This window comes from Streptococcus xiaochunlingii (assembly GCF_006385805.1).
GTDB lineage: Bacteria > Bacillota > Bacilli > Lactobacillales > Streptococcaceae > Streptococcus > Streptococcus xiaochunlingii.
Genome location: NZ_VFSG01000002.1, coordinates 151,523 through 175,690 on the forward strand (window position 1 = coordinate 151,523; position 24,168 = coordinate 175,690).

The window sequence follows — 24,168 nt, forward strand, 5'->3', positions numbered from 1 at the left end:
GGAGAGACAGCATGAGTTTTTACAATCATAAAGAAATCGAGCCTAAGTGGCAAAAATACTGGGCTGACCATCACACTTTTAAGACAGGAACAGATGCTTCAAAACCTAAGTTTTATGCATTGGACATGTTCCCTTACCCATCTGGAGCAGGTCTGCACGTAGGACACCCAGAAGGCTACACAGCGACGGATATCCTCAGCCGTTTCAAACGTGCGCAAGGCTACAATGTCCTTCACCCAATGGGATGGGATGCCTTTGGTTTGCCTGCAGAGCAATACGCTATGGATACAGGAAATGACCCAGCGGAATTCACAGCAGAAAACATTGCCAACTTCAAACGCCAAATCAATGCGCTTGGCTTCTCTTACGACTGGGACCGTGAAGTCAATACGACAGATCCAAACTACTACAAGTGGACGCAATGGATCTTCACTAAGCTTTATGAAAAAGGCTTGGCCTATGAAGCGGAAGTGCCTGTAAACTGGGTTGAGGAACTAGGAACAGCTATCGCCAACGAAGAAGTTCTTCCAGATGGAACCTCTGAGCGTGGTGGCTATCCAGTTGTCCGCAAACCAATGCGCCAATGGATGCTCAAGATCACTGCCTATGCGGAGCGCTTGCTGACTGACTTGGATGAGTTGGATTGGCCAGAATCTATCAAGGACATGCAACGCAACTGGATTGGGAAATCAACTGGTGCCAATGTCACCTTCAAAGTAAAAGGAACAGACAAGGAATTCACCGTCTTTACGACTCGTCCAGATACTCTTTTCGGTGCGACCTTCACTGTTTTGGCGCCTGAACATGAACTAGTAGATGCCATCACGACACCTGAACAAGCTGAGGCTGTAGCGGACTACAAGCATCAAGCAAGCCTCAAGTCAGACTTGGCTCGTACAGACCTTGCCAAGGAAAAAACAGGGGTTTGGACGGGGGCTTATGCTATCAACCCTGTTAATGGCAAAGAAATTCCAATCTGGATTGCCGACTACGTTCTGTCTAGCTATGGAACTGGTGCTGTTATGGCTGTACCTGCCCATGATGAGCGTGACTGGGAATTTGCAAAACACTTTGACCTTCCTATCGTAGAAGTGCTTGAAGGTGGAAACGTAGCAGAAGCTGCTTACACAGAAGATGGACTTCACGTCAACTCTGACTTCTTGAACGGTCTCAACAAAGAAGAAGCGATTGCTAAAATCGTGGCTTGGTTGGAAGAAAAAGGCTGCGGTCAAGAAAAGGTCACTTACCGTCTTCGTGACTGGCTCTTTAGCCGTCAACGTTACTGGGGTGAACCAATCCCAATTATTCATTGGGAAGATGGAACTTCAACAGCTGTTCCAGAAAGTGAACTCCCACTTGTCTTGCCAGTAACCAAGGACATCCGCCCTTCAGGTACTGGTGAAAGCCCATTGGCTAACTTGACAGACTGGCTTGAAGTGACTCGTGAGGATGGTATCAAAGGTCGTCGTGAGACGAATACGATGCCACAATGGGCAGGTTCAAGCTGGTACTACCTCCGCTATATCGATCCACACAACACTGAGAAATTGGCTGACGAGGATCTCCTCAAACAATGGTTGCCAGTCGATATCTACGTGGGTGGGGCAGAACACGCCGTGCTCCACTTGCTTTACGCTCGTTTCTGGCACAAATTCCTCTATGATATCGGTGTTGTTCCAACCAAAGAGCCATTCCAAAAACTCTTTAACCAAGGTATGATTTTGGGAACTAGCTACCGTGACCACCGTGGTGCACTTGTGGCGACTGACAAGGTTGAAAAACGTGACGGTTCCTTCTTCCATGTGGAAACAGGAGAAGAATTGGAGCAAGCACCAGCCAAGATGTCTAAATCCCTCAAGAACGTGGTTAACCCAGACGATGTGGTGGAACAATACGGTGCTGATACCCTTCGTGTCTATGAAATGTTCATGGGACCACTTGATGCTTCTATCGCTTGGTCTGAAGAAGGTCTGGAAGGAAGCCGTAAATTCCTTGACCGTGTTTACCGTTTGATCACAAGTAAAGAAATCGTTGCGGAAAACAATGGCGCTCTAGACAAGGTTTACAACGAAACTGTTAAGTCTGTCACTGAGCAAATCGAGTCGATGAAATTCAACACTGCCATTGCTCAGCTCATGGTCTTTGTCAATGCAGCTAACAAGGAAGACAAACTTTATGTAGACTACGCCAAAGGCTTTATCCAATTGATCGCTCCATTTGCGCCTCACTTGGCAGAAGAACTCTGGCAAACAGTCGCAGCAACAGGTGAGTCTATCTCTTACGTGGCTTGGCCAACATGGGACGAAAGTAAATTGATTGAAGATGAAATTGAAATCGTCGTTCAAATCAAAGGAAAAGTCCGTGCTAAACTCATGGTTGCGAAGGACCTGTCACGCGAAGAATTGCAAGAAGTTGCTCTAGCTGATGAAAAAGTCAAAGCAGAGATTGATGGCAAAGAAATTGTGAAGGTGATTAGTGTCCCGAACAAACTTGTCAACATTGTTGTGAAATAAAAATGAATCCTTCGGAGCTAGGCTCTGGAGGATTTTTGTAAAAAAGAAAGATAAATTCTAGAAAACTTCTCCTTATTTGAAAAAACATGAAAAAAGTTGAAAGTCACCTTTGGAGTATGGTAAAATAAGGAATTATACTAGTTATGAAGAGATTGGAGAATGAGCGATGAAGAAACCAGTGATTGGGATAACGGGCAACCAACGCCCTTTCCGTGAAGAGGAAGGAATGTACCTCAGTTACACACCGACAGGCTTTGTCCAGGGGGTTCAAGAAGCGGGGGGCATCCCCCTCATCCTTCCGATTGGAGACCCAGCAACGGCTGAGCACTATATTTCCTTGATTGACAAGCTGATCATCACAGGTGGTCAGCATGTTTCTCCTCAGTTTTATGGAGCAGAAAAGGAAATTGTCAGTGACGATTACTTGCTTGAGCGTGACCTTTTTGAATTGGCCTTGATCAAGGAAGCAGTAGCTGCTAAGAAGCCTATCTTTACAGTTTGCCGAGGCATGCAGCTCTATAATGTAGCTATGGGCGGGACGCTTTACCAAGATATCGATCATCACTGGCAGGAAAATCCTGCCAGCGAAGCTAGTCATTCAATCGAAACCGTCGAGGGGACCGTTTTGCGAGACTTGTTCGGGGAAGTTGGTCAGATCAATTCCTACCACCATCAAGCAATCAAGGAACTAGCCCCTCATCTAGAAGTGATTGCTGTTAGCTCTGAAGATCAGATCATCGAAGCGGTGCAATCATTCCACGGGACAGCCTTTCTAGGGGTACAGTGGCATCCAGAACTGCGTTATCAGATAAGCGAGGGAGACAAGGCTCTCTTTGATTATGTCGTTAATCAACTATAATGGAAACAAAACACGTTAGAAATCGGGTCTTCTGATAGCTAGCGTGTTTTTTCTATAATCTGCGTAAAAATGACTGAAAATAGTCTCTAGGAAGAGAGCTGAAAGGGAGTATAATAGAGAGGAAGACAATGAGAGAGGATAAACACATGATCAACTTTCCACAAGATTTTTTATGGGGGACTTCGACATCTGGTCCTCAGACAGAAGGGCGCTTTGCCGGAGATGGTAAGGGGGACAACCTCTGGGACTACTGGTATCAGGTAGAGCCTCATCGCTTTCGTTTCCAAGAAGGACCCGGCTTAACTTCGACCTTTTATGAAAATTGGGAAGAAGACATTGAGCTTCTAGTCGAGACCGGGCATACTGCCTTTCGGACTTCTATCCAATGGTCTCGGATTTTCCCTAAAGGACGTGGAGAAGTCAATCCAGTAGGAGTGGCTTTTTACCGCCAAGTATTTGAACGCATTAAGGAAAAAGGCATTCATTTGATGGTCAATCTTTATCACTTTGACCTTCCTTTTGCCTTGCAAGAACAAGGAGATGGCTGGGAAAATAAGGAGACGGTCTACGCCTATCGCGACTATGCTCGTTTCTGCTTTGAAACCTATGGAGACTTGGTCGATCAGTGGATCACCTTTAATGAACCCATTGTTCCTGTAGAGTTTGGCTACTTTTATGATGCACATTACCCACATAAGGTGGATGCCGCTGCAGCAGTTAAAGTTGCCTACCATACCCAGTTGGCAAGTAGCCTTGCTGTTCAGGCCTGTCATGAGGTGGATCCAAACTATCGAATTGGAGTGGTCTTAAACTTGACGCCAGCCTATCCGCGGAGTCAGCATCCAGCAGATGTCAAGGCGGCACGAATCGCTGAGCTCTTCCAAGCTAAATCCTTCCTCGATCCGTCTGTTCTTGGGACTTACCCACCAGAGTTGGTAGAGATTTTGCGGGAGCGTGCTCTCTTGCCAGAGGTGGATCCAAATGACTTAGAGCTGATCAAAGAACATACAGTCGACTTCTTAGGGGTCAACTATTACCAGCCAATGCGGGTCTCTGCGCCCCGTTATGCGCCAAACCCAGAGTCTCCTATGTTGGTCGAGCAGTTCTACGAACCCTATGTCATGCCAGGAAGAAAGATCAACCCACATAGAGGCTGGGAGATCTATGAGCAAGGCTTGTACGATATTGCCCAAAATATCAAAGAAAATTACAACAACATCGAGTGGCTCCTAACAGAGAATGGAATGGGAGTTGAAGGGGAAGAAAAATTCCGTCAAAACGGGGAAATTCAAGATGACTACCGGATTGACTTCGTCAAAGACCACCTGCGTGAATTGCACCGAGCTATCCAAGATGGGGCCAACTGTAAGGGCTACCTTATGTGGACCTTTATCGACTGCTGGTCTTGGCTCAATGGCTATAAAAACCGCTACGGCCTTGTCGAATTAGACCTAGCCACTCAAGAAAGACGCCTGAAAAAATCCGGTCATTGGTTCCGTGAATTGAGCCAGCAGAATGGATTTGAAGAGTAAGTTTTTGAGGATTCTGTTATCTAAGTACGATAGGCCCGTTCATTTCAGTAAATGACTGACTAGTTTTATTTTCGGAAGTGTGGAACTCCATCAGATGCATATGTTTCTGACGGCATTCTTCATTTCCGATTTTTCATTTAGTGCTGGAAAAGGTTAAAAACCCTTCAACTTTAATATGTGCTATAATAAAACCAGAAGAAAAGGAGCTTGTATGATGGATTTTAAAACAGAATTAGGAAAAAAAGTACAAACTCTACGTGAAAGTAAGGGATTAAGTAGACAAGCAATCTGTGGTATTGAGGACCTATTAACGACGCGCCAACTCCAGCGAATCGAAAAGGGTCAGTCTTTACCAACGATAGCAACAGCGAAGTATATTGCTGAGCAACTAGGTGTCTCCCTAGATACGCTAACGAATCAAACTAGTTTGGAATTGCCTGCAGAATATATGGACCTGAAATATCAACTACGGACGTTATACCATTATGGAGATCAAGATCGTCTTCATCGGCATGAAGAAATTATTGAGGATATTTACGAAAACTATTTTGATAACCTGCCAGAGGAAGAAAAACTGTCTGTCCAGGTCGCCCAAGCCACGGTTGATATGATTGGATCCAAAAATCCTTCTTTTGATCAAGGTTTATTAGATGAGTATCTAGAGCAAGCCATGAAGAAAAAAGAGTTAAGTCTCAACGATGTGGAGATTATCAAATTGCGCTTGCTTTCTTTGGCTTTGGGAGCCTTTGATCAAGATGAATTTATACACTTAGTAGAAAAAATCCTACTTGCGATAGATTATTTCCCCTTATCAGAGTTGGAAATACTACAAAACACTCTTATCTCAGCTGCAGGTGTGTTAGCCCATTATGGGATATACGACAGATTGCCAGACATTGTTAAAGCTTTAAATGATATTATGACAAAGAGACATGATTTTCAGGATAATATTTTTGTTTATGCTTTAAATTGGAAAGTTGCTTTATTTATAGAAGATGACTTAGAAAAAGCAAAAAATGATTATCAAAAAGTATGCTTGATGGCTGATTTATTATCTGAGGATCTGGTGAAGAGAAACATGCAAGAAGAATGGAAAGAGGACCTTGCAAAAAAAGGTCTAAACTACACTGAGGTATAGAGGAGCATTTTTCCTTTCGTCTGTTGTTCTCAAAAAAATATAAAATGAACATTGAACACCTGTGAAGATTCACAGGTGTTTTTTGGTGAAAAAGATGCTTAGACTGGACATGAATGTCCTCACGTTAGAGGATAGAAATTGGATATACTGACAGTACAAGGAAAGAAGAAAGGATCTTGGTGTCAGAAAATGGAAATTAGATTACACAATGTAAAGAAAAGCTATGGTTCCTTTGAGGCTTTGAAAGGAATTGATTTAGTTCTTGAGGAAGGTAAATTTTATGGACTTCTTGGACCAAATGGAGCTGGAAAAACAACGCTTTTTAATTTGTTGATTCAGAATTTCAAGCCAAGTTCAGGAGAAATTTTTTGGGAAGTGGATGGGAAGTCCTTACCAACGAAAGATTTTTATCGACATATCGGTATTGTATTTCAAAGCAATCGTTTAGATGACAACTTAACGGTAGAGGAAAACTTGATTTCTCGGGGGGCCTTGTACGGCTTATCAAAATCACAGGTACATACGCGTATAAGAGGTCTGCAATCCTATTTGGACGTAGCCACTCTTAGAAAGAAAAACTATGGCAGTTTATCAGGAGGACAAAAACGAAAAGTAGATATTGCCCGAGCGTTATTGCCACAACCGTCTTTGCTCTTGTTAGATGAGCCAACAACTGGTTTAGATCCACAATCTCGTCATGATTTATGGGAAGCGATTAATCATCTGAACAAAAAAGATAATATGACAGTCGTTCTAATTACACACTATTTAGAAGAGATGGCTGCTTGTGATGTTTTAAATGTCTTAATTGAAGGGAACCTATATTATTCAGGAGATATTGCCAATTTTATTAAACAGCATTCAACCACTAACCTGAATCTTACGTTAAAACCTGGTAAACCAGTCAATTCGTTATCTGTCTCTAAGTTTGCTAATAAGTGTCAGATCCTTTCGGAGGCAGAAGTCGTATGTAAGGATGTTTCCGTTGAAGAGATGATGGAAATTATTGCAGAAAATCAAGGAAAATCAATTATTGAAACATTTAATGTAGAATATTCAAATTTAGAAGCAGCTTATTTGAACTTACTAAGATCTAAAGGAGGAGAAGGGAATGCTTGAATTAATCTCTAGAAATCGGAAAGTCTATACAAGAGATCGCTTAGCTTTCTTTATGTCCTTCTTATCGGTCATCATCTTAATCTTAGTTTATCAAGTCTTTTTAGGACAAATTCAGATTGATGCCATCAAGGAGGCTTTGAATAGTGATACCGCCTCTACGGACACCATTCAGATGGTCAATTATTGGTTAATCTCAGGTTTAACGACCATTATCTCAATGACCAGTACTCTTGGTGCATTTGGAGTGATGGTTTCGGATAGAGAAAAGAAGTTGAGTGAGGACTTTAAAGTCAGTCCAGTTTCTAACTTTAAAATTGAACTATCGTATGCGATCTTTGCGATATTATTTGGGATTATTATGACTCTGTTCTCTTGTATCTTTGCAATTGGTATGTTTAATGGTTTTAGTGCTCTTCTTGACTATTCTATGATGGACTACTTATCTATTTTAGGAGTTGTCACAATGGGAACGATGTTGTCTGCAACTATTATTCTGCCAATCCTAGCTTTTATTCGAACCAGTTCAGCATTTACAACTTTGAGTACAATAGTTGGAACTTTTATCGGATTCATTTCAGGTGTTTATCTTTCTATTGGTTCTGTAGGAGGAAGCTTGCAACAGGTCATGACCTGGTTCCCTTTGACACAAGTGAATGCACTACTAAAACAGATTTTAATGAAAGATGCAATTAGTAAAGTCTTTGATAAAGCGCCAACTTCAATAGTAACTAATTACAAAGAGTCTTATGGAGTCATCTTGAAGAATGCGAGTGGGGAACATCTATCGAATCACTTCATGCTTGCTTATCTTTTGATTATTATAGTTGTTTTGCTGGGAGTTGATTTGATGATTAAAAAGATCAAAAAAATGAAGTAAAACTTATGCAATTATTGGATAGGCATTTAGATCAGTTGGCATCAATGACAATCTTAAAATAAGCCAATCATCCTAACCTATCACTAAAAAAATTGGTAGGTTTTTCTTAATCCTTTCTTAACTAGACCAATTTTTGATATTTTGAAGGTTGACAAACAGAAAAAAGCATTGTATACTGACTCCGCTGATAATTTTTCTATCGAATCAGACTAGACCAATTTTATAAATTGGCTAAGAAAATAAGGGAACTCAAGTACGGATACCTATTTTCTTTCATTTTTATAGAAGGAGAAAGCACAGCTTGTCTGTGTCGTATATACTATGTGTGGAATTGTTGGTGTTGTTGGAAATACAAATGCAACGGATATTTTGATTCAAGGACTTGAAAAGCTCGAATACCGTGGTTATGATTCTGCGGGGATTTTTGTCCTAGGTGGTGCTGAAAACCATTTGGTGAAAGCGGTTGGTCGTATTGCGGAATTGTCTGCTAAAACGGCTGGTGTTGAGGGAACAACTGGTATCGGACATACTCGTTGGGCCACTCACGGGAAACCAACAGAAGATAATGCTCACCCGCACCGCTCTGAGACAGGACGTTTTGTCTTGGTGCACAATGGTGTGATTGAAAACTATCTCGAAATCAAAGAAGAATACCTGGCAGGTCACCACTTCAAGGGACAAACGGATACTGAAATCGCAGTGCACTTGATTGGAAAATTTGCGGAAGAAGAGGGCTTGTCAGTACTTGAAGCTTTCAAAAAAGCCCTTCACATCATCCGTGGATCTTATGCCTTTGCCTTGATTGACTCTGAAAATCCAGATGTCATCTACGTGGCCAAGAACAAATCACCACTTTTGATTGGTCTTGGTGATGGCTACAACATGGTCTGCTCAGATGCTATGGCCATGATTCGTGAAACTAACCAATACATGGAAATCCATGACCAAGAGTTGGTAATTGTGAAAGCTGATAGCGTTGAAGTGCAAGACTACGATGGCAACAGCCGTGAGCGTGCTAGCTATACTGCTGAGCTTGACTTGTCTGATATCGGAAAGGGAACCTATCCTTACTACATGCTCAAAGAAATTGATGAGCAACCAACAGTGATGCGTAAGCTCATCCAAGCCTACACAGATGAGGCTGGTCAAGTAGTGGTAGACCCAGCCATCATCAAGGCTGTTCAAGACGCTGACCGCATCTACATCCTTGCAGCTGGAACATCTTATCATGCAGGATTTGCTTCTAAGAAGATGTTGGAAGAATTGACAGATACACCAGTTGAACTGGGTATCTCCTCTGAGTGGGGTTATGGGATGCCACTTCTCAGCCAGAAGCCACTTTTCATCTTTATCAGTCAATCTGGTGAAACAGCTGATAGCCGTCAGGTTTTGGTTAAGGCCAATGAAATGGGGATTCCAAGCTTGACAGTGACAAATGTGCCAGGATCAACTCTGTCACGTGAAGCCAACCATACTATGTTGCTTCATGCAGGTCCTGAAATTGCCGTAGCATCAACTAAGGCTTATACAGCCCAAATCGCAGCCCTTGCTTTCCTTGCAAAAGCAGTCGGTGAAGCAAATGGCAATGAAAAAGCCAAGGCTTTTGACTTGGTTCATGAATTGTCTATCGTAGCTCAGTCTATCGAATCAACCCTTTCAGAGAAAGAACTGATTGAAAATAAGGTTCGTGATCTTCTTGAAACAACACGCAACGCCTTTTACATCGGACGTGGTCAAGATTACTATGTAGCCATGGAAGCCAGTCTCAAGCTCAAAGAGATTTCTTACATCCAATGTGAAGGTTTTGCGGCTGGAGAGCTCAAGCACGGAACCATTGCTTTGATCGAAGATGAAACACCTGTCTTGGCCCTCTTGTCTGACCCAATTCTTGCCAACCATACTCGTGGAAATATCCAAGAAGTGGCAGCGCGTGGTGCTAAGGTCCTCACCATCGCAGAAGAAAATGTTGCCAAAGATACAGACGATATCGTTCTTACGACCGTACACCCTTACCTCTCGCCAATCTCAATGGTCGTACCAACGCAATTGGTCGCTTACTTTGCAACCCTACACCGTGGGCTCGACGTGGATAAACCACGGAACCTTGCTAAGTCCGTAACAGTAGAATAAAAATGAAAAGAAGATAGGATCAAGTCCTAGCTTCTTTTTCTTTTATCAGAGGCTGGGTTAAAAAACAGTGAGTTAGAAAACCCATGAAAGCAGGAGCTCCATGGGCTATTTGTTTGATGGCGGTAAGACATACTCTTGGATAGCTTGCGCTACACCGTGTTCTTGGTTGCTGGTAGTGACAACTTGAGCTTCCTTTTGGACGGCTTCAGGAGCATTTCCCATGGCAACTCCAAGTCCAGCCAGACGAATCATAGGGAGGTCATTGAAGTGATCTCCGATGGTCATGACCTGTTCCAAAGGGACCTGGTAATAAGCAGCCAGTTCAAGGACAGCATCCCTTTTTGAGACGGACTTGGCGGTGACTTCTAGGTAGTTTTCTTTTGAAAGGTAAAAGGCAGTCTGCGGAAATTCTTGTGGATCTAGCTTTTGATAGAGTTCTTGAATGTTCTGAGTCTCGCCGATCAAGAGCAATTTGTGTAGATGGAGAGCATCGTCAGAGAGGGTCTGAGAAAGGGGCTGTATCTGTGGCGTCTCACCAGTAATCGAAGCCTCAACTTGGGTCCACTGGTCCTCTCTAGAGTTAAACCAGACTGCCCCACTATAACAATTAATCGAAATGCTGGGATCTAGTTCTTCCACGCGATGGAGGAAGGTGCGGATCTCATCTTTTTTCAGGCTGTGTTCAAATAGAATCTCTTCTCCCTTGACGATGAGAGCTCCATTGTAGCACGCGATCGGTTCCTGATGGACGCCCAATCTTCTAGCGATAGGAGCAATCCCGATAGGAGAACGAGCCGATGCCAAGATAAAAGGAATCTTTTTTTCTTGGAGCTGGGGGATGAGTTCGATGAGGTCGGGATCGACCTGATGCTGCTGATCCAGAATAGTTCCGTCAATATCACTGACAATTAAACGAATGGAAGACATAGGCACCTCCTTTTTCTTTAGTATACCATATTTTAGGAGGGAAGGATGTGCAGTATCATTAGGAAGTTACGGAAGGGATGGTTTCTTTTCCAGACGCTAAAAAACCCATAGCTGAAAGAAGCTATGGCTGTGGCCTTATCGAGGTTTTATTTCAATAAGGCTCATGTATAAAAGTTGTTGGTTTAGAGAGTACCCGCTAATTTTCGCCTAAATATAAACGTTTTAGTCTTAGGAAAAAATTTTTTAAAAAAATGTTAAAAATTATGTAAAAAGTGTTGACAAAAAAATCATCCTGCTTTATAATAATTTATGTAAACAAAAAGAGGTTGAGAAAATCTCAAAAGTTTACAGGATCAATAGTGGAAAGGAGATGGTAAGATGCTATTTCCAAAATATAGAAAACTAATTGATAAAAGAAGAAATACAAGTTCCTAGCCCTCGAGGCTATTCATTTAAAAGCAAAATAAAATTATGTAAACAAACTTAAAGTAGCTAAATCGGCTACTCATTTTCAAGAATGAATTAAAATTATGTAAATTAGAGGTAAACAATATGAACAACAACTTTAACAATATGGATGATCTTTTCAATCAACTAATGGGAAACATGGGTGGTTTTCGTTCTGAAAGCCGTCGCTACATGATCAATGGTCGTGAAGTAACACCTGAAGAATTCGCCATTTACCGTCAAACTGGTCAACTTCCAACCGAAGGAAGTGAACCAGTGCAACACCAACAAGGCAAAGGCATGAAACAAGATGGAATCCTTGCGAAGCTTGGTCGTAACTTGACTGAAGAAGCTCGTGAAGGAAAATTGGATCCAGTTATCGGACGCAACAAAGAAATTCAAGAAACTGCTGAAATCTTGTCTCGTCGTACCAAGAATAACCCTGTCCTTGTAGGGGATGCAGGTGTTGGTAAGACAGCTGTTGTAGAAGGCTTGGCCCAAGCTATCGTGAATGGTGACGTTCCAGCAGCCATCAAGAACAAAGAAATCATCTCCATCGATATTTCTGGTCTAGAAGCTGGTACGCAATACCGTGGTAGCTTTGAAGAAAATATCCAAAATATGATCCAAGAAGTCAAAGCCATGGGAAATGTCATTCTCTTCTTTGATGAAATTCACCAAATCCTTGGTGCTGGCTCAATCGGTGGTGATAGTGGTTCTAAAGGTCTTGCGGATATCTTGAAACCAGCTCTTTCACGTGGTGAATTGACCGTGATTGGGGCAACGACTCAAGATGAATACCGCAACACTATCTTGAAAAATGCAGCTCTTGCACGTCGTTTCAACGAAGTCAAGGTCAATGCTCCATCTGCTGAAGATACCTTCAAGATTCTCCAAGGAATCCGTGAATTGTATCAACAACACCACAATGTTGTCTTGCCAGATGAAGTCTTGAAAGCAGCAGTTGATTACTCTGTACAATACATTCCACAACGTAGCTTGCCGGATAAGGCCATCGACCTAGTCGATGTGACAGCTGCTCACTTGGCAGCACAACACCCAGTGACAGATGTCCATGCTGTGGAACATGAAATTGAAGAAGAAAAAGCGAAACAAGAAGCTGCAGCTGCTAAAGAAGATTACGAAGCAGCCCTTAATGCAAAAGTTCGGATCGAAGAATTGGAAAAACAAATTGCCAACCATACAGAAGATCACAAGGTGACAGCAACTGTCAATGACGTAGCTGAGTCTGTCGAACGGATGACTGGTATTCCAGTATCACAAATGGGGGCAACCGATATCGAACGCTTGAAAGATATGGGTCACCGTTTGCAAACCAAGGTTATTGGTCAAGACAAGGCTGTTGAAGCAGTTGCCAAAGCAATTCGTCGGAACCGTGCTGGCTTTGATGAAGGAAACCGCCCAATCGGTAGCTTCCTCTTTGTAGGTCCTACTGGTGTTGGGAAGACTGAGTTGGCTAAACAATTGGCCCTTGATATGTTTGGTACTAAAGATGCCATCATCCGTTTGGACATGTCAGAATACAGCGACCGTACAGCCGTGTCTAAATTGATCGGTACAACTGCCGGTTATGTCGGTTACGACGACAACAACAATACTTTGACAGAACGTGTTCGCCGTAATCCATACTCTATCGTCCTTCTTGACGAGATTGAAAAGGCGGATCCTCAAGTGATCACCCTTCTCCTTCAAGTATTGGATGATGGTCGTTTGACAGACGGTCAAGGAAACACCGTCAACTTCAAGAATACCGTAATTATCGCTACTTCAAACGCTGGCTTTGGTTACGAAGCTAACTTGACAGAAGATGCGGACAAACCAGAACTCTTGGATCGTTTGAAACCATTCTTCCGTCCAGAATTCCTCAACCGTTTCAACGCTGTCATTGAATTCTCACACTTGAGTAAGGAAGACCTTTCTAAGATTGTTGACTTGATGTTAGCAGAAGTGAACAAAACTCTTGCGAAGAAAGACATTGACTTGACAGTGAGCGATGCTGCTAAAGAATACATGACTGAAGAAGGCTATGATGAAGTCATGGGCGTACGTCCACTCCGTCGGGTGGTTGAACAACAAATCCGTGACAAAGTGACCGACTTCCACTTGGATCACCTTGAGGCTAAACATTTGTTAGCGGATATGGAAGATGGAGAATTGGTCATTAAAGAGAATACAAACTCAGAAGAATAACTAGGACATCTAGCACCATAAACGGGAGAAAATCAGTTTGAAAAAGAAGGCTAAGAAGAAATTCTTAGCCTTTTTGATATCGATAAAAGAAAAATATATAAGGTATAGTTTTATCGTTTTTTTTCCCAGAAAGTGAAAAATGATAAAAAATAGGTATGTTTTTTCATGAATTGACGCTAAATACAGCGTGAAAATGCCTTAGAAAGCGTCTGTAAGCAAGATTTCCATATAAATGAACAAATAAATTATATAATATATAAAAGACTAAATTTAAGGGGATAGGATGATTTTATGAAAAATCCAATTGATATTTATTCGACAAAAGATTATAAGAAAGTTGAAGCTGTCGTTCAATTGATGGTGGATGGAAAGGTGACAAGTTATAGAGTAGCAACTGAGACAGATATTAGTAAGATGAGTCTAGCTACCTTGACAAAAGGAACCAGTAAAATTAAAAACATTACCTATCAAACAGCGATGTTGTTGATTGAATGGTATGATAAAAATCATGAAAAGTATGGAATCACAATCGATTAGCAAAAACCATAAAAGCTGTCTGGATCGAATAGTGGCTGGACACCTCCATCCATGGACTTATTTTTTTGAAAATCAAGGGTTCGTATTGAAAATACCTATAAAATTTGCTATAGTAGAGCATATATGATTTAAAAAGGAGAAACGGTATGCAAAGTGGTACAACCTTGCTATTTATGCTTGCGCTAATGGTCGGAATGATGTTCTTCATGAGCCGTAGCCAAAAGAAACAATACCAAAAACGGATGGAGAGCTTGAACAAGCTTCAAAAAGGGTATGAAGTGATTACCATCGGTGGTTTGTATGGAACAGTTGATGAAGTAGACACTGAACGTAAAACCGTTGTCTTGGATGTGGATGGCGTATACCTCACATTTGAATTGACAGCTATTAAAACAGTTTTGCCAGTTTCAGAAGGAGTGACAGCTGGTGCAGTTGAAGGCGCTGGTGACTCAGATTCTATCATCGACGGTGAATAATAAGAAAGAGCGATCAAAAGGTCGCTTTTTTCATTTTTAGCTAGATGCCCCCTAGAAAAGGGGCTAGACTGCCATTTTAAGCGGATTTATGATATAATGAAGCGATAAAAACAGTGAAATAGGTAGAAAAACATGTTTCGTTTTAAAAAGAAAGAAAAATTAAGTGTTCCCTTAGAAGTGCCCAAGCACATTGGAATCATTATGGATGGGAACGGTCGTTGGGCCAAAAAACGGATGCAACCTCGTGTCTTTGGCCACAAGGCTGGCATGGAGGCTCTGCAAGAAGTAACCATCGCAGCCAAGGAGATGGGAGTGCAAGCCCTAACGGTCTATGCTTTCTCAACGGAAAACTGGACACGTCCTCAACAGGAAGTGAGCTTTATCATGAATCTTCCAGTTGAATTTTACGATCGCTTTGTTCCAGAACTTCATAGAAATAATGTGAAGATCCAGATGATTGGCGAGGTTTCCCGTCTTCCGAAGGAAACCTTAGAGGCTCTGGAAAAGGCAGAGGCGTTAACCCACTCCAATACAGGCTTGATTTTGAATTTTGCCTTGAACTATGGAGGACGGGCGGAACTGACCCAAGCAGTCAAACAAATCGCCCAGGAAGTTCTCGATGCGCACTTAAATCCAGGTGATATTTCAGAAGAGATCATTGCCAATTATTTGTATACCAGTAGTCTACCCAAGGACTTGCGAGATCCTGATCTGATTATTCGGACCAGTGGCGAGCTTCGCTTGAGTAACTTTTTACCTTGGCAAGCAGCCTACAGTGAGCTTTACTTTACCGATGTGATGTGGCCTGACTTTGGAGAAAAGGCCTTGCATGAAGCAATAGAAGAATACAGCCATCGTCATCGACGTTTTGGTGGTGTATAGGAGAGAAATAGATGAGAAAAGATTTACAGAAGCGAGTGATTTTTGGAGGAATCGCCCTAGCATTCTTTATCCCAGTTGTCCTTATGGGAGGCCTTGTGTTCCAGATTGTAGTGGGACTCATCGCTATGTTGGGTGTTCATGAATTGTTGAAGATGAAAGGTCTGCAGACTGAAACCATCGAAGGAGCCTTGGCCATGCTAGCAGCTCTTGTGTTGGCGTTGCCCTTAGAGAGTTACCTTCCCTTCTTACCAGCGGGTGGCAATTTCATCGCCTATGGCCTTTTGGTCTTATTATTGATGGGGACGACTGTCTTGGCGCAAGGCTATACCTATGACGAGGTTGTCTATCCGATTGCTTCAAGTTTTTATGTTGGATTTGGCTTCCATGCCTTGATTCAAGCACGATTAGCAGGCGTAGATAAAATTCTCTTGGCCCTCTTTATTGTTTGGGCTACGGATTCAGGGGCCTACTTTATTGGGAGCCATTTCGGTAAGAAAAAACTCTTGCCAAGAGTATCACCTAACAAGACTGTTGAAGGAAGTCTAGGCGGGATCGCTTGTGCTATCGTTGTGACGATGATCTTTATGATGCTAGATCGCACCGTTGCGGGGGATTACGGTTGGATGACCATGATTCTCTTTACCATTCTTTTCAGTATAGCAGCTCAGTTTGGTGACCTAGTTGAAAGTGCCATCAAGCGCCATTTTGGAGTGAAAGACTCTGGCCGTTTTATTCCTGGTCATGGTGGTGTCTTGGATCGATTTGATAGCTTGATTTTTGTTTTCCCATTGATGCTATTCTTTGGTCTGTTTTAAACAGAAATCATCCCATCATCAGATAAAACGAAGGAGCGTGTATGCAATTTATTGCCTTTATTATCATTTTTGGCGTCATTGTCCTGGTACATGAGTTCGGCCATTTCTATTTTGCAAAGAAATCAGGCATCCTTGTTCGCGAGTTTGCGATTGGGATGGGGCCAAAGATTTTTGCCCATGTAGGCAAAGACGGAACAGCCTATACTATTCGAATCCTTCCATTGGGGGGCTATGTCCGAATGGCAGGCTGGGGCGAAGATACGACAGAGATTAAGACAGGAACGCCTGTCAGTCTAACTTTGAACCCTGAGGGAACAGTTGTTCGGATCAACCTTTCTGGGAAAAATATCGACCAGACGGCTCTTCCCATGAATGTCACAGATTTTGATTTTGAGGATAAACTTGAAATCACAGGAATCGTCATCGAAGAGACCAAGACCTATCCTGTCCACCATGATGCGACCATCGTTGAGGAGGATGGGACAGAAGTACGGATTGCTCCTCTAGATGTGCAGTATCAAAATGCTAGTATCTGGGGACGACTCATTACCAACTTTGCTGGTCCCATGAACAACTTTATCCTGAGTATTGTCGTCTACTCTCTCCTAGCCTTTATGCGAGGAGGAGCAGTGGACTACTATAGCAACCATGTTCAGGTTGTTCCTCAAGGAGTGGTAGCTAAGGCTGGTTTGAAAGATAATGACCAGATCGTTCAGATCAATGAATATAAGGTTTCCAACTGGGATGAGTTGACAGATTCTGTCCAGAAGGCAACCCGTAACCAAGGAAAAAATCCAGAAGTAACGATTACCTATGAACGAGACGGGAAGACTCAAAAAGTGACGGTCCAACCAGAAGAAGATGGTGGACGCTATTATATCGGTGTGACCAATGCTGTCAAGACGGGCTTCCTCGATAAGCTTCTGTCAGGTGTGACAGATACTTGGTACACAGCAACTCGTATCTTAACGGCCTTGAAGGATATCCTCTTCCACTTTAGTTTGAACAAGTTGGGTGGTCCGGTAGCGATCTACAAAGCGAGTTCGCAAGCCGCGGAGCTTGGACTTCCAGCTATCCTGTCTCTGATGGCCATGTTGTCCATCAATATCGGAATCTTTAACTTGATCCCCATTCCGGCCTTGGATGGTGGAAAAATCTTGATCAATCTGATCGAGCTGGTTCGTCGGAAACCACTCAAGCAGGAGGTAGAGACCTACTTGACCCTTGCTGGAGTGGCGGTCATGGTTATCTTGATGATTGCCGTTACTTGGAACGATATTATGAAATTATTTTTGAAATAGAAAAGGAATGAATCTGAATGAAACAAAGTAAAATGCTTATTCCAACACTTCGCGAAATGCCAAGTGATGCGCAGGTCATCAGCCACGCTTTGATGCTCCGTGCGGGTTATGTTCGTCAAGTCTCAGCAGGTGTTTATTCATATCTGCCACTTGCTAACCGTGTGATCGAAAAAGCTAAGAAGATCATGCGCCAAGAATTTGATAAGATTGGTGCGGTTGAGATGTTGGCCCCAGCCCTTCTCAGTGCTGACCTTTGGCGCGAATCTGGCCGTTATGAAACTTACGGTGAAGACTTGTATAAATTGAAAAATCGTGAGAAGTCAGACTTTATCTTGGGCCCAACTCACGAAGAAACCTTCACAGCGATTGTCCGTGATTCTGTCAAGTCTTACAAGCAATTGCCACTGAACTTGTACCAAATCCAGCCTAAATACCGTGATGAAAAACGTCCACGTAATGGACTTCTTCGGACGCGTGAATTCATCATGAAAGATGGTTATAGCTTCCACGCAAACTACGATAGCTTGGATGTAACTTATGATGAGTACAAGGCAGCCTACGAGCGTATCTTCACTCGTAGTGGCTTGGACTTTAAAGCCATCATCGGTGACGGTGGAGCCATGGGCGGTAAGGATAGCCAAGAATTTATGGCCATCACCCCTACTCGTACAGACCTTGACCGTTGGGTGGTGTTAGACAAGTCTGTTGCGTCATTTGACGAGATTCCTGCAGAAGTGCAAGAAGAAATCAAGGCAGAATTGCTCAAATGGATGGTTTCTGGTGAAGATACCATTGCCTACTCAAGTGAGTCAAGCTATGCGGCCAACTTGGAAATGGCAACCAACGCCTACAAACCAAGCAACCGTGTTGTGACGGAAGAAGAAGTGGTTCGCGTGGAAACACCGGGTGTCAAATCGATTGATGAAGTCGCAGCCTTCTTGAATATCTCTGAAGAGCAAACCATCAAGACCTTGGTGTATATCGCAGACGAGGAGCCAGTTGTGGCCCTACTCGTTGGCAACGACCAACTCAATGAAGTTAAGTTGAAAAACCACCTTGGAGCGGACTTCTTGGAACCTGCAACTGAGGCAGAAGTGAAAGAATTGTTGGGAGCGGACTTTGGATCTCTTGGCCCAGTCAATCTTCCTGAAAATGTTAAGATTATTGCTGACCGCAAGGTGCAAGATAGCCGCAATGCGGTTGTTGGTGCCAACGAAGATGGCTACCACTTGACGGGTGTCAACCCAGGTCGTGACTTCACTGCGGAATATGTCGATATCCGTGAAGTGCGTGAGGGTGAAATCTCACCAGACGGACAAGGCGTTCTTAACTTTGCGCGTGGGATCGAAATTGGTCACATCTTCAAACTTGGAACTCGTTACTCAGCAAGTATGGGGGCAGATGTTTTGGACGAAAATGGCCGTGCTGTACCAATCATCATGGGTTGCTACGGTATCGGTGTCAGTCGTCTCCTTTCAGCCGTTATGGAGCAACACGCTCGCCTCTTTGTTAACAAGACTCCAAAAGGTGAATACCGTTACGCTTGGGGCATCAACTTCCCTAAAGAATTGGCGCCGTTTGATGTGCACTTGATTCCAGTCAATGTCAAGGATGAAGCTTCTCTTGAATTGACAAGTAAGATCGAAGACCAATTGGTCAAGGCTGGCTACGAAGTCTTGGTGGACGATCGTAACGAACGTGCCGGTGTTAAATTTAGCGATAGTGACTTGATTGGTTTGCCAATCCGCATCACTGTCGGAAAGAAAGCAGCTGACGGTGTCGTAGAAGTGAAAATCAAAGCCTCAGGCGACACGATTGAAGTGCATGCAGACAACCTGCTTGAAACTCTTTCCATTTTAAATAAATAAGCAATGGTAGAAGACTAGGATTCTCAACATCCTAGCCTTCTTTTTTGTAAGCTGATCCAGCTAGCTGAAAGGATCTTCTTATAGTCGAAAAGTTAGGCGAATTATGATAAAATAAAGGCTAGTAATTCGTCAGGGAGAAATCATGTCAACTAGCTTTGAAATCTTAATGAATCAGTTGGGAATGCCTTTGGAAATGCGTGAATCAGACGCTTTTAAAGGGGCTGAAATCCAAGAGGTCATCGTCCATAAGCTCAGTCGTGTTTGGGAATTTCGTTTTGTTTTTGCCGAAATTCTTCCCATCACGATTTTTCAGGAGCTCAAAAACCGCTTGGCTGAAGAGTTTTCAAAGACAGGAAATCGAGCGGTGTTTGAGATTCAGGTAAAGAATCCAACTTTCAGTGAGGAGCTCTTGCAAGCCTATTATCAGGAGGCTTTTGAAGATGGTCCCTGTGCGAGTCAGGGCTTTAAGAGCATGTATCAACACCTACAAGTCCGCTCTCAAGGAGAAGAGTTGATCATTAGTGGCCCTTCATCTGTGGATACGGAGCACCACCGGAAAAACCATCTGCCTAATCTTGCGAGTCAATTGACCAAGTTTGGTTTTCCTCATTTCCAGTGTCGGGTCGAGGCGGATGACCAGATGACAGAAGAACTCCAGCAGGCCTTCGAGGCTGAAAAGGATCAAATCTTCCAAGCAGCTAATGAAGAAACCTTGCGGGCTATGGAGTCCTTGTCTCAAATGGCTCCACCACCAGCAGAGGAAAAACCAGCCTTTGATTTCAAGGCCAAAAAGGCTGCGGCCAAGCCCAAGCTGGATAAGGCAGAAGTCACTCCTATGATTGATATCACGACAGAAGAGAACCGCATTGTCTTTGAAGGAGTGGTCTTTGATGTTGAGCACAAGGTGACTCGGACAGGTCGGGTCTTGATCAATTTCAAGATGACCGACTATACCTCCAGTTTTTCGCTCCAAAAATGGGCTAAAAATGAAGAAGAAGCTCAGAAGTTTGACATGATTAAGAAAAACTCTTGGTTGCGGGTCCGTGGGAATATCGAGGTCAATAACTTCACACGCGATTTGACCATGAATGTCCAGGATGTCCAAGAAGTGGTCCACTATGAGCGCAAGGATCTGATGCCAGAAGGCGAGCGTCGGGTCGAGTTCCATGCCCATACCAATATGTCAACCATGGATGCCCTACCTGAGGTAGAGGAGCTAGTCGCAACAGCAGCCAAATGGGGTCACAAAGCAGTGGCTATCACAGACCATGGAAATGTGCAGTCCTTCCCTCATGGCTATAAGGCAGCTAAAAAGGCTGGTATCCAACTCATCTATGGGATGGAAGCCAATATCGTCGAGGACCGTGTGCCGATTACCTACAATGAAGTTGATCTAGATCTTCATGAAGCAACCTATGTGGTTTTTGACGTGGAAACGACTGGACTCTCAGCGATTTACAATGATTTGATTCAGGTTGCCGCTTCTAAAATGCACAAGGGCAATATCATCGCTGAATTCGATGAGTTCATCAATCCAGGTCATCCTATCTCTGCCTTTACAACGGATCTGACAGGTATTACCGATGACCATGTTCGCAATGCCAAACCTTTGAAACAGGTCTTGGAGGAGTTCCAGGAATTCTGTCAGGATGCGGTGTTGGTTGCCCACAATGCCACCTTTGACGTGGGCTTCATGAATGCCAACTATGAGCGTCATGGCCTTCCAAAAATCACTCAGCCAGTGATTGATACGTTAGAGTTCGCGCGTAATCTTTATCCAGAGTACAAGCGTCATGGTTTGGGCCCTTTGACCAAGCGGTTTGGGGTTGCCTTGGAGCACCACCACATGGCCAACTATGATGCGGAAGCGACGGGTCGCTTGCTCTTTATCTTTATCAAGGATGTCGCAGAAAAACATGGCGTGACCAATCTAGCCAAGTTGAATGTGGATCTAATTAGTCCAGATTCCTACAAAAAAGCTCGGGTCAAACACGCGACCATCTATGTCAAGAACCAGACTGGCTTGAAAAACATGTTCAAATTGGTCTCTCTTTCCAATACTCAATATTTTGAGGGTGTTCCTCGGATTCCTCGGACAGTTTTAGATGCCCATCGAGAAGGCTTGATCCTGGGATCGGCTTGTTCTGAAGGAGAAGTCTTTGACGCGGTCGTCTCTCAAGGAGTTGACGCAGCAGTCGAAGTAGCCAAGTATTATGACTTTATTGAGGTGATGCCTCCAGCCATCTATGCGCCTCTCATTGCCAAAGAGCAGGTTAAGGATATGGAGGAGCTCCAGACCATCATCAAGAGCTTGATTGAGGTGGGAGATCGCCTTGGCAAACCGGTCCTGGCAACAGGAAATGTCCACTACCTTGAGCCTGAGGAAGAGATCTATCGTGAAATCATTGTCCGCAGTCTCGGGCAAGGAGCTATCATCAACCGGACGATCGGTCATGGAGAAAATGCTCAACCAGCACCCCTGCCAAAAGCTCATTTCCGTACAACCAATGAAATGCTGGATGAATTTGCCTTTCTAGGGGAAGATTTGGCACGAAAATTGGTCATTGAAAATACCAACGCACTGGCAGAAATCTTCGAACCCGTTGAAGTGGTCAAGGGGGACCTCTATACGCCATTTATCGACAAGGCCGAAGAGACAGTTGCCGAATTGACCTATCAGAAGGCCTTTGAAATCTATGGCAATCCGCTCCCTGATATTGTCGATCTACGGATTGAAAAAGAGTTGACCTCTATCCTGGGGAATGGCTTCGCCGTGATTTATCTGGCTTCCCAACTCTTGGTGCATCGCTCTAATGAGCGAGGCTACCTGGTGGGTTCACGGGGGTCTGTCGGATCCAGTTTCGTGGCAACCATGATCGGGATTACCGAGGTTAATCCGCTTTCTCCTCACTATGTCTGTGGTCAATGCCAGTACAGTGAGTTTATCACGGATGGTTCTTACGGTTCTGGATTTGATATGCCTAATAAGGACTGTCCAAACTGTGGCCACAAGCTTAGTAAGAACGGCCAAGACATTCCATTTGAGACCTTCCTTGGTTTTGATGGGGACAAGGTACCCGATATCGATTTGAACTTCTCAGGGGAGGACCAGCCAAGTGCCCACTTGGATGTCCGGGATATTTTTGGGGAAGAATACGCCTTCCGGGCAGGAACGGTTGGTACTGTGGCTGCCAAGACTGCCTATGGGTTTGTGAAAGGCTATGAGCGAGACTACGGCAAGTATTACCGGGATGCAGAGGTGGAACGTCTGGCGCAAGGTGCCGCTGGGGTCAAGCGGACGACGGGTCAGCACCCAGGGGGAATCGTTGTTATTCCAAACTATATGGACGTCTATGACTTCACTCCTGTGCAGTACCCGGCTGATGACGTGACCGCCGAATGGCAGACCACCCACTTTAACTTCCACGATATCGATGAGAACGTCCTCAAGCTTGATGTCCTGGGACACGATGATCCGACCATGATTCGCAAGCTCCAGGACTTGTCAGGCATTGATCCAAATGATATTCCTATGGATGATCCAGGGGTCATGGCCCTCTTCTCAGGGACCGATATCCTAGGAGTCACACCGGAGCAAATCGGTACCTCAACCGGTATGCTTGGGATCCCAGAGTTTGGAACCAACTTCGTTCGCGGAATGGTGGATGAAACCCATCCGACCACCTTTGCCGAGTTGCTCCAGCTGTCTGGTCTGTCTCACGGTACTGACGTATGGTTGGGAAATGCCCAAGACTTGATCAAGGCAGGCATTGCTGATCTATCGACTGTTATCGGATGTCGGGACGACATCATGGTTTACCTCATGCACGCTGGCCTAGATCCAAAAATGGCCTTTACCATCATGGAGCGGGTGCGGAAAGGTATGTGGCTCAAGATTCCTGAAGAGGAGCGCAATGGCTATATCGAGGCCATGAAGGCTAACAATGTCCCTGAATGGTACATAGAGTCTTGTGGAAAAATCAAGTACATGTTCCCCAAAGCCCATGCGGCAGCCTACGTTATGATGGCCCTGCGGGTAGCTTACTTCAAAGTACACCATCCTCTCTACTATTACTGTGCTTACTTCTCAATTCGTGCCAAGGCCTTTGATATCAAGACCATGGGCGCAGGCCTAGAAGCCGTGAAAACGCGGATGAAGGAGATTGCTGAAAAACGTAAGAACAACGAAGCTTCCAATGTGGAGATTGACCTCTACACCACCCTTGAAATTGTCAATGAGATGTGGGAACGTGGCTTCAAGTTTGGGAAATTGGACCTCTATCGCAGTGATGCGACGGAATTCTTGATCGATGGAGACACCCTCATTCCACCATTTGTCGCCATGGATGGATTGGGAGAGAACGTAGCCAAGCAGATTGTGCGAGCTCGCAAAGAAGGAGAATTCCTTTCTAAAACAGAGTTGCGCAAACGTGGTGGCGTCTCCTCAACCTTGGTAGAAAAGATGGACGAGATGGGAATCCTTGGCAATATGCCAGAAGACAACCAGCTCAGTCTCTTTGATGATTTGTTTTAATG

16 protein-coding genes are annotated in these 24,168 nt (G+C 43.9%); 15 read left to right on the top strand and 1 reads right to left on the bottom strand.

Features of this window, described 5'->3' with window-relative positions:
* Window positions 1–11: 11 nt before the first annotated feature.
* The 7 genes from leuS (at window position 12) to glmS (ending at window position 10,168) form a co-directional block, all read left to right on the top strand.
* A complete protein-coding gene (gene leuS / locus FJR71_RS08180) occupies window positions 12–2,513 on the top strand; it encodes a leucine--tRNA ligase (protein WP_140814569.1) in 2,502 nt (833 codons plus the stop codon).
* A 166-nt stretch (window positions 2,514–2,679) separates the two neighbouring features.
* On the top strand, window positions 2,680–3,372 hold the full coding sequence (locus FJR71_RS08185) for a gamma-glutamyl-gamma-aminobutyrate hydrolase family protein (RefSeq protein WP_140814571.1): 693 nt from the start codon (window positions 2,680–2,682) through the stop codon (window positions 3,370–3,372).
* Window positions 3,373–3,518: 146 nt separating this feature from the next.
* On the top strand, window positions 3,519–4,904 hold the full coding sequence (locus FJR71_RS08190; protein WP_172605127.1) for a glycoside hydrolase family 1 protein: 1,386 nt from the start codon (window positions 3,519–3,521) through the stop codon (window positions 4,902–4,904).
* 211 nt (window positions 4,905–5,115) lie between these two features.
* Window positions 5,116–6,042: a helix-turn-helix domain-containing protein gene (locus FJR71_RS08195; RefSeq protein ID WP_246040147.1), complete on the top strand. Its 927-nt coding sequence runs from the start codon at window positions 5,116–5,118 to the stop codon at window positions 6,040–6,042.
* 189 nt (window positions 6,043–6,231) lie between these two features.
* Window positions 6,232–7,161, top strand: coding sequence for an ABC transporter ATP-binding protein (locus FJR71_RS08200; protein WP_140814575.1), 930 nt, complete (start codon window positions 6,232–6,234; stop codon window positions 7,159–7,161).
* A complete protein-coding gene (locus FJR71_RS08205) occupies window positions 7,154–8,038 on the top strand; it encodes an ABC transporter permease (protein ID WP_140814577.1) in 885 nt (294 codons plus the stop codon). The genes FJR71_RS08200 and FJR71_RS08205 overlap by 8 nt, the downstream gene beginning before the upstream one ends.
* A 321-nt stretch (window positions 8,039–8,359) precedes the next feature.
* Entirely contained in the window at window positions 8,360–10,168 is a 1,809-nt protein-coding gene (glmS, locus tag FJR71_RS08210; RefSeq protein ID WP_140814580.1) for a glutamine--fructose-6-phosphate transaminase (isomerizing), read from the top strand.
* A gap of 105 nt (window positions 10,169–10,273) precedes the next feature.
* On the opposite strand, the gene FJR71_RS08215 is transcribed toward glmS, so the two are convergent.
* Window positions 10,274–11,095, bottom strand: coding sequence for a Cof-type HAD-IIB family hydrolase (locus FJR71_RS08215; RefSeq protein ID WP_061564687.1), 822 nt, complete (start codon window positions 11,093–11,095; stop codon window positions 10,274–10,276).
* 552 nt (window positions 11,096–11,647) lie between these two features.
* Between FJR71_RS08215 and FJR71_RS08220 the strand changes: the two genes are divergently transcribed.
* From FJR71_RS08220 to FJR71_RS08255, 8 genes are all read left to right on the top strand, one after another.
* Complete coding sequence (locus tag FJR71_RS08220) at window positions 11,648–13,753, top strand: AAA family ATPase (RefSeq protein ID WP_061564688.1); 2,106 nt, start codon at window positions 11,648–11,650, stop codon at window positions 13,751–13,753.
* A 291-nt stretch (window positions 13,754–14,044) separates the two neighbouring features.
* Window positions 14,045–14,290 (top strand): hypothetical protein, encoded by a 246-nt coding sequence (locus tag FJR71_RS08225; protein WP_023022151.1) that lies wholly within the window; start codon window positions 14,045–14,047, stop codon window positions 14,288–14,290.
* 146 nt (window positions 14,291–14,436) lie between these two features.
* Window positions 14,437–14,766, top strand: coding sequence for a preprotein translocase subunit YajC (gene yajC, locus FJR71_RS08230; RefSeq protein ID WP_006595033.1), 330 nt, complete (start codon window positions 14,437–14,439; stop codon window positions 14,764–14,766).
* A 132-nt stretch (window positions 14,767–14,898) separates the two neighbouring features.
* A complete protein-coding gene (locus tag FJR71_RS08235) occupies window positions 14,899–15,648 on the top strand; it encodes an undecaprenyl pyrophosphate synthase (protein WP_048788712.1) in 750 nt (249 codons plus the stop codon).
* A gap of 11 nt (window positions 15,649–15,659) precedes the next feature.
* A complete protein-coding gene (locus tag FJR71_RS08240; RefSeq protein WP_061564690.1) occupies window positions 15,660–16,463 on the top strand; it encodes a phosphatidate cytidylyltransferase in 804 nt (267 codons plus the stop codon).
* A gap of 41 nt (window positions 16,464–16,504) precedes the next feature.
* Window positions 16,505–17,764, top strand: a complete 1,260-nt coding sequence (gene rseP / locus FJR71_RS08245) for an RIP metalloprotease RseP (RefSeq protein ID WP_061564691.1) — start codon at window positions 16,505–16,507, stop codon at window positions 17,762–17,764.
* A gap of 17 nt (window positions 17,765–17,781) precedes the next feature.
* Window positions 17,782–19,632 (top strand): proline--tRNA ligase, encoded by a 1,851-nt coding sequence (locus tag FJR71_RS08250; RefSeq protein WP_140814582.1) that lies wholly within the window; start codon window positions 17,782–17,784, stop codon window positions 19,630–19,632.
* 142 nt (window positions 19,633–19,774) lie between these two features.
* Complete coding sequence (locus FJR71_RS08255) at window positions 19,775–24,166, top strand: PolC-type DNA polymerase III (protein WP_140814585.1); 4,392 nt, start codon at window positions 19,775–19,777, stop codon at window positions 24,164–24,166.
* The last annotated feature ends 2 nt before the right edge of the window (window positions 24,167–24,168 follow it).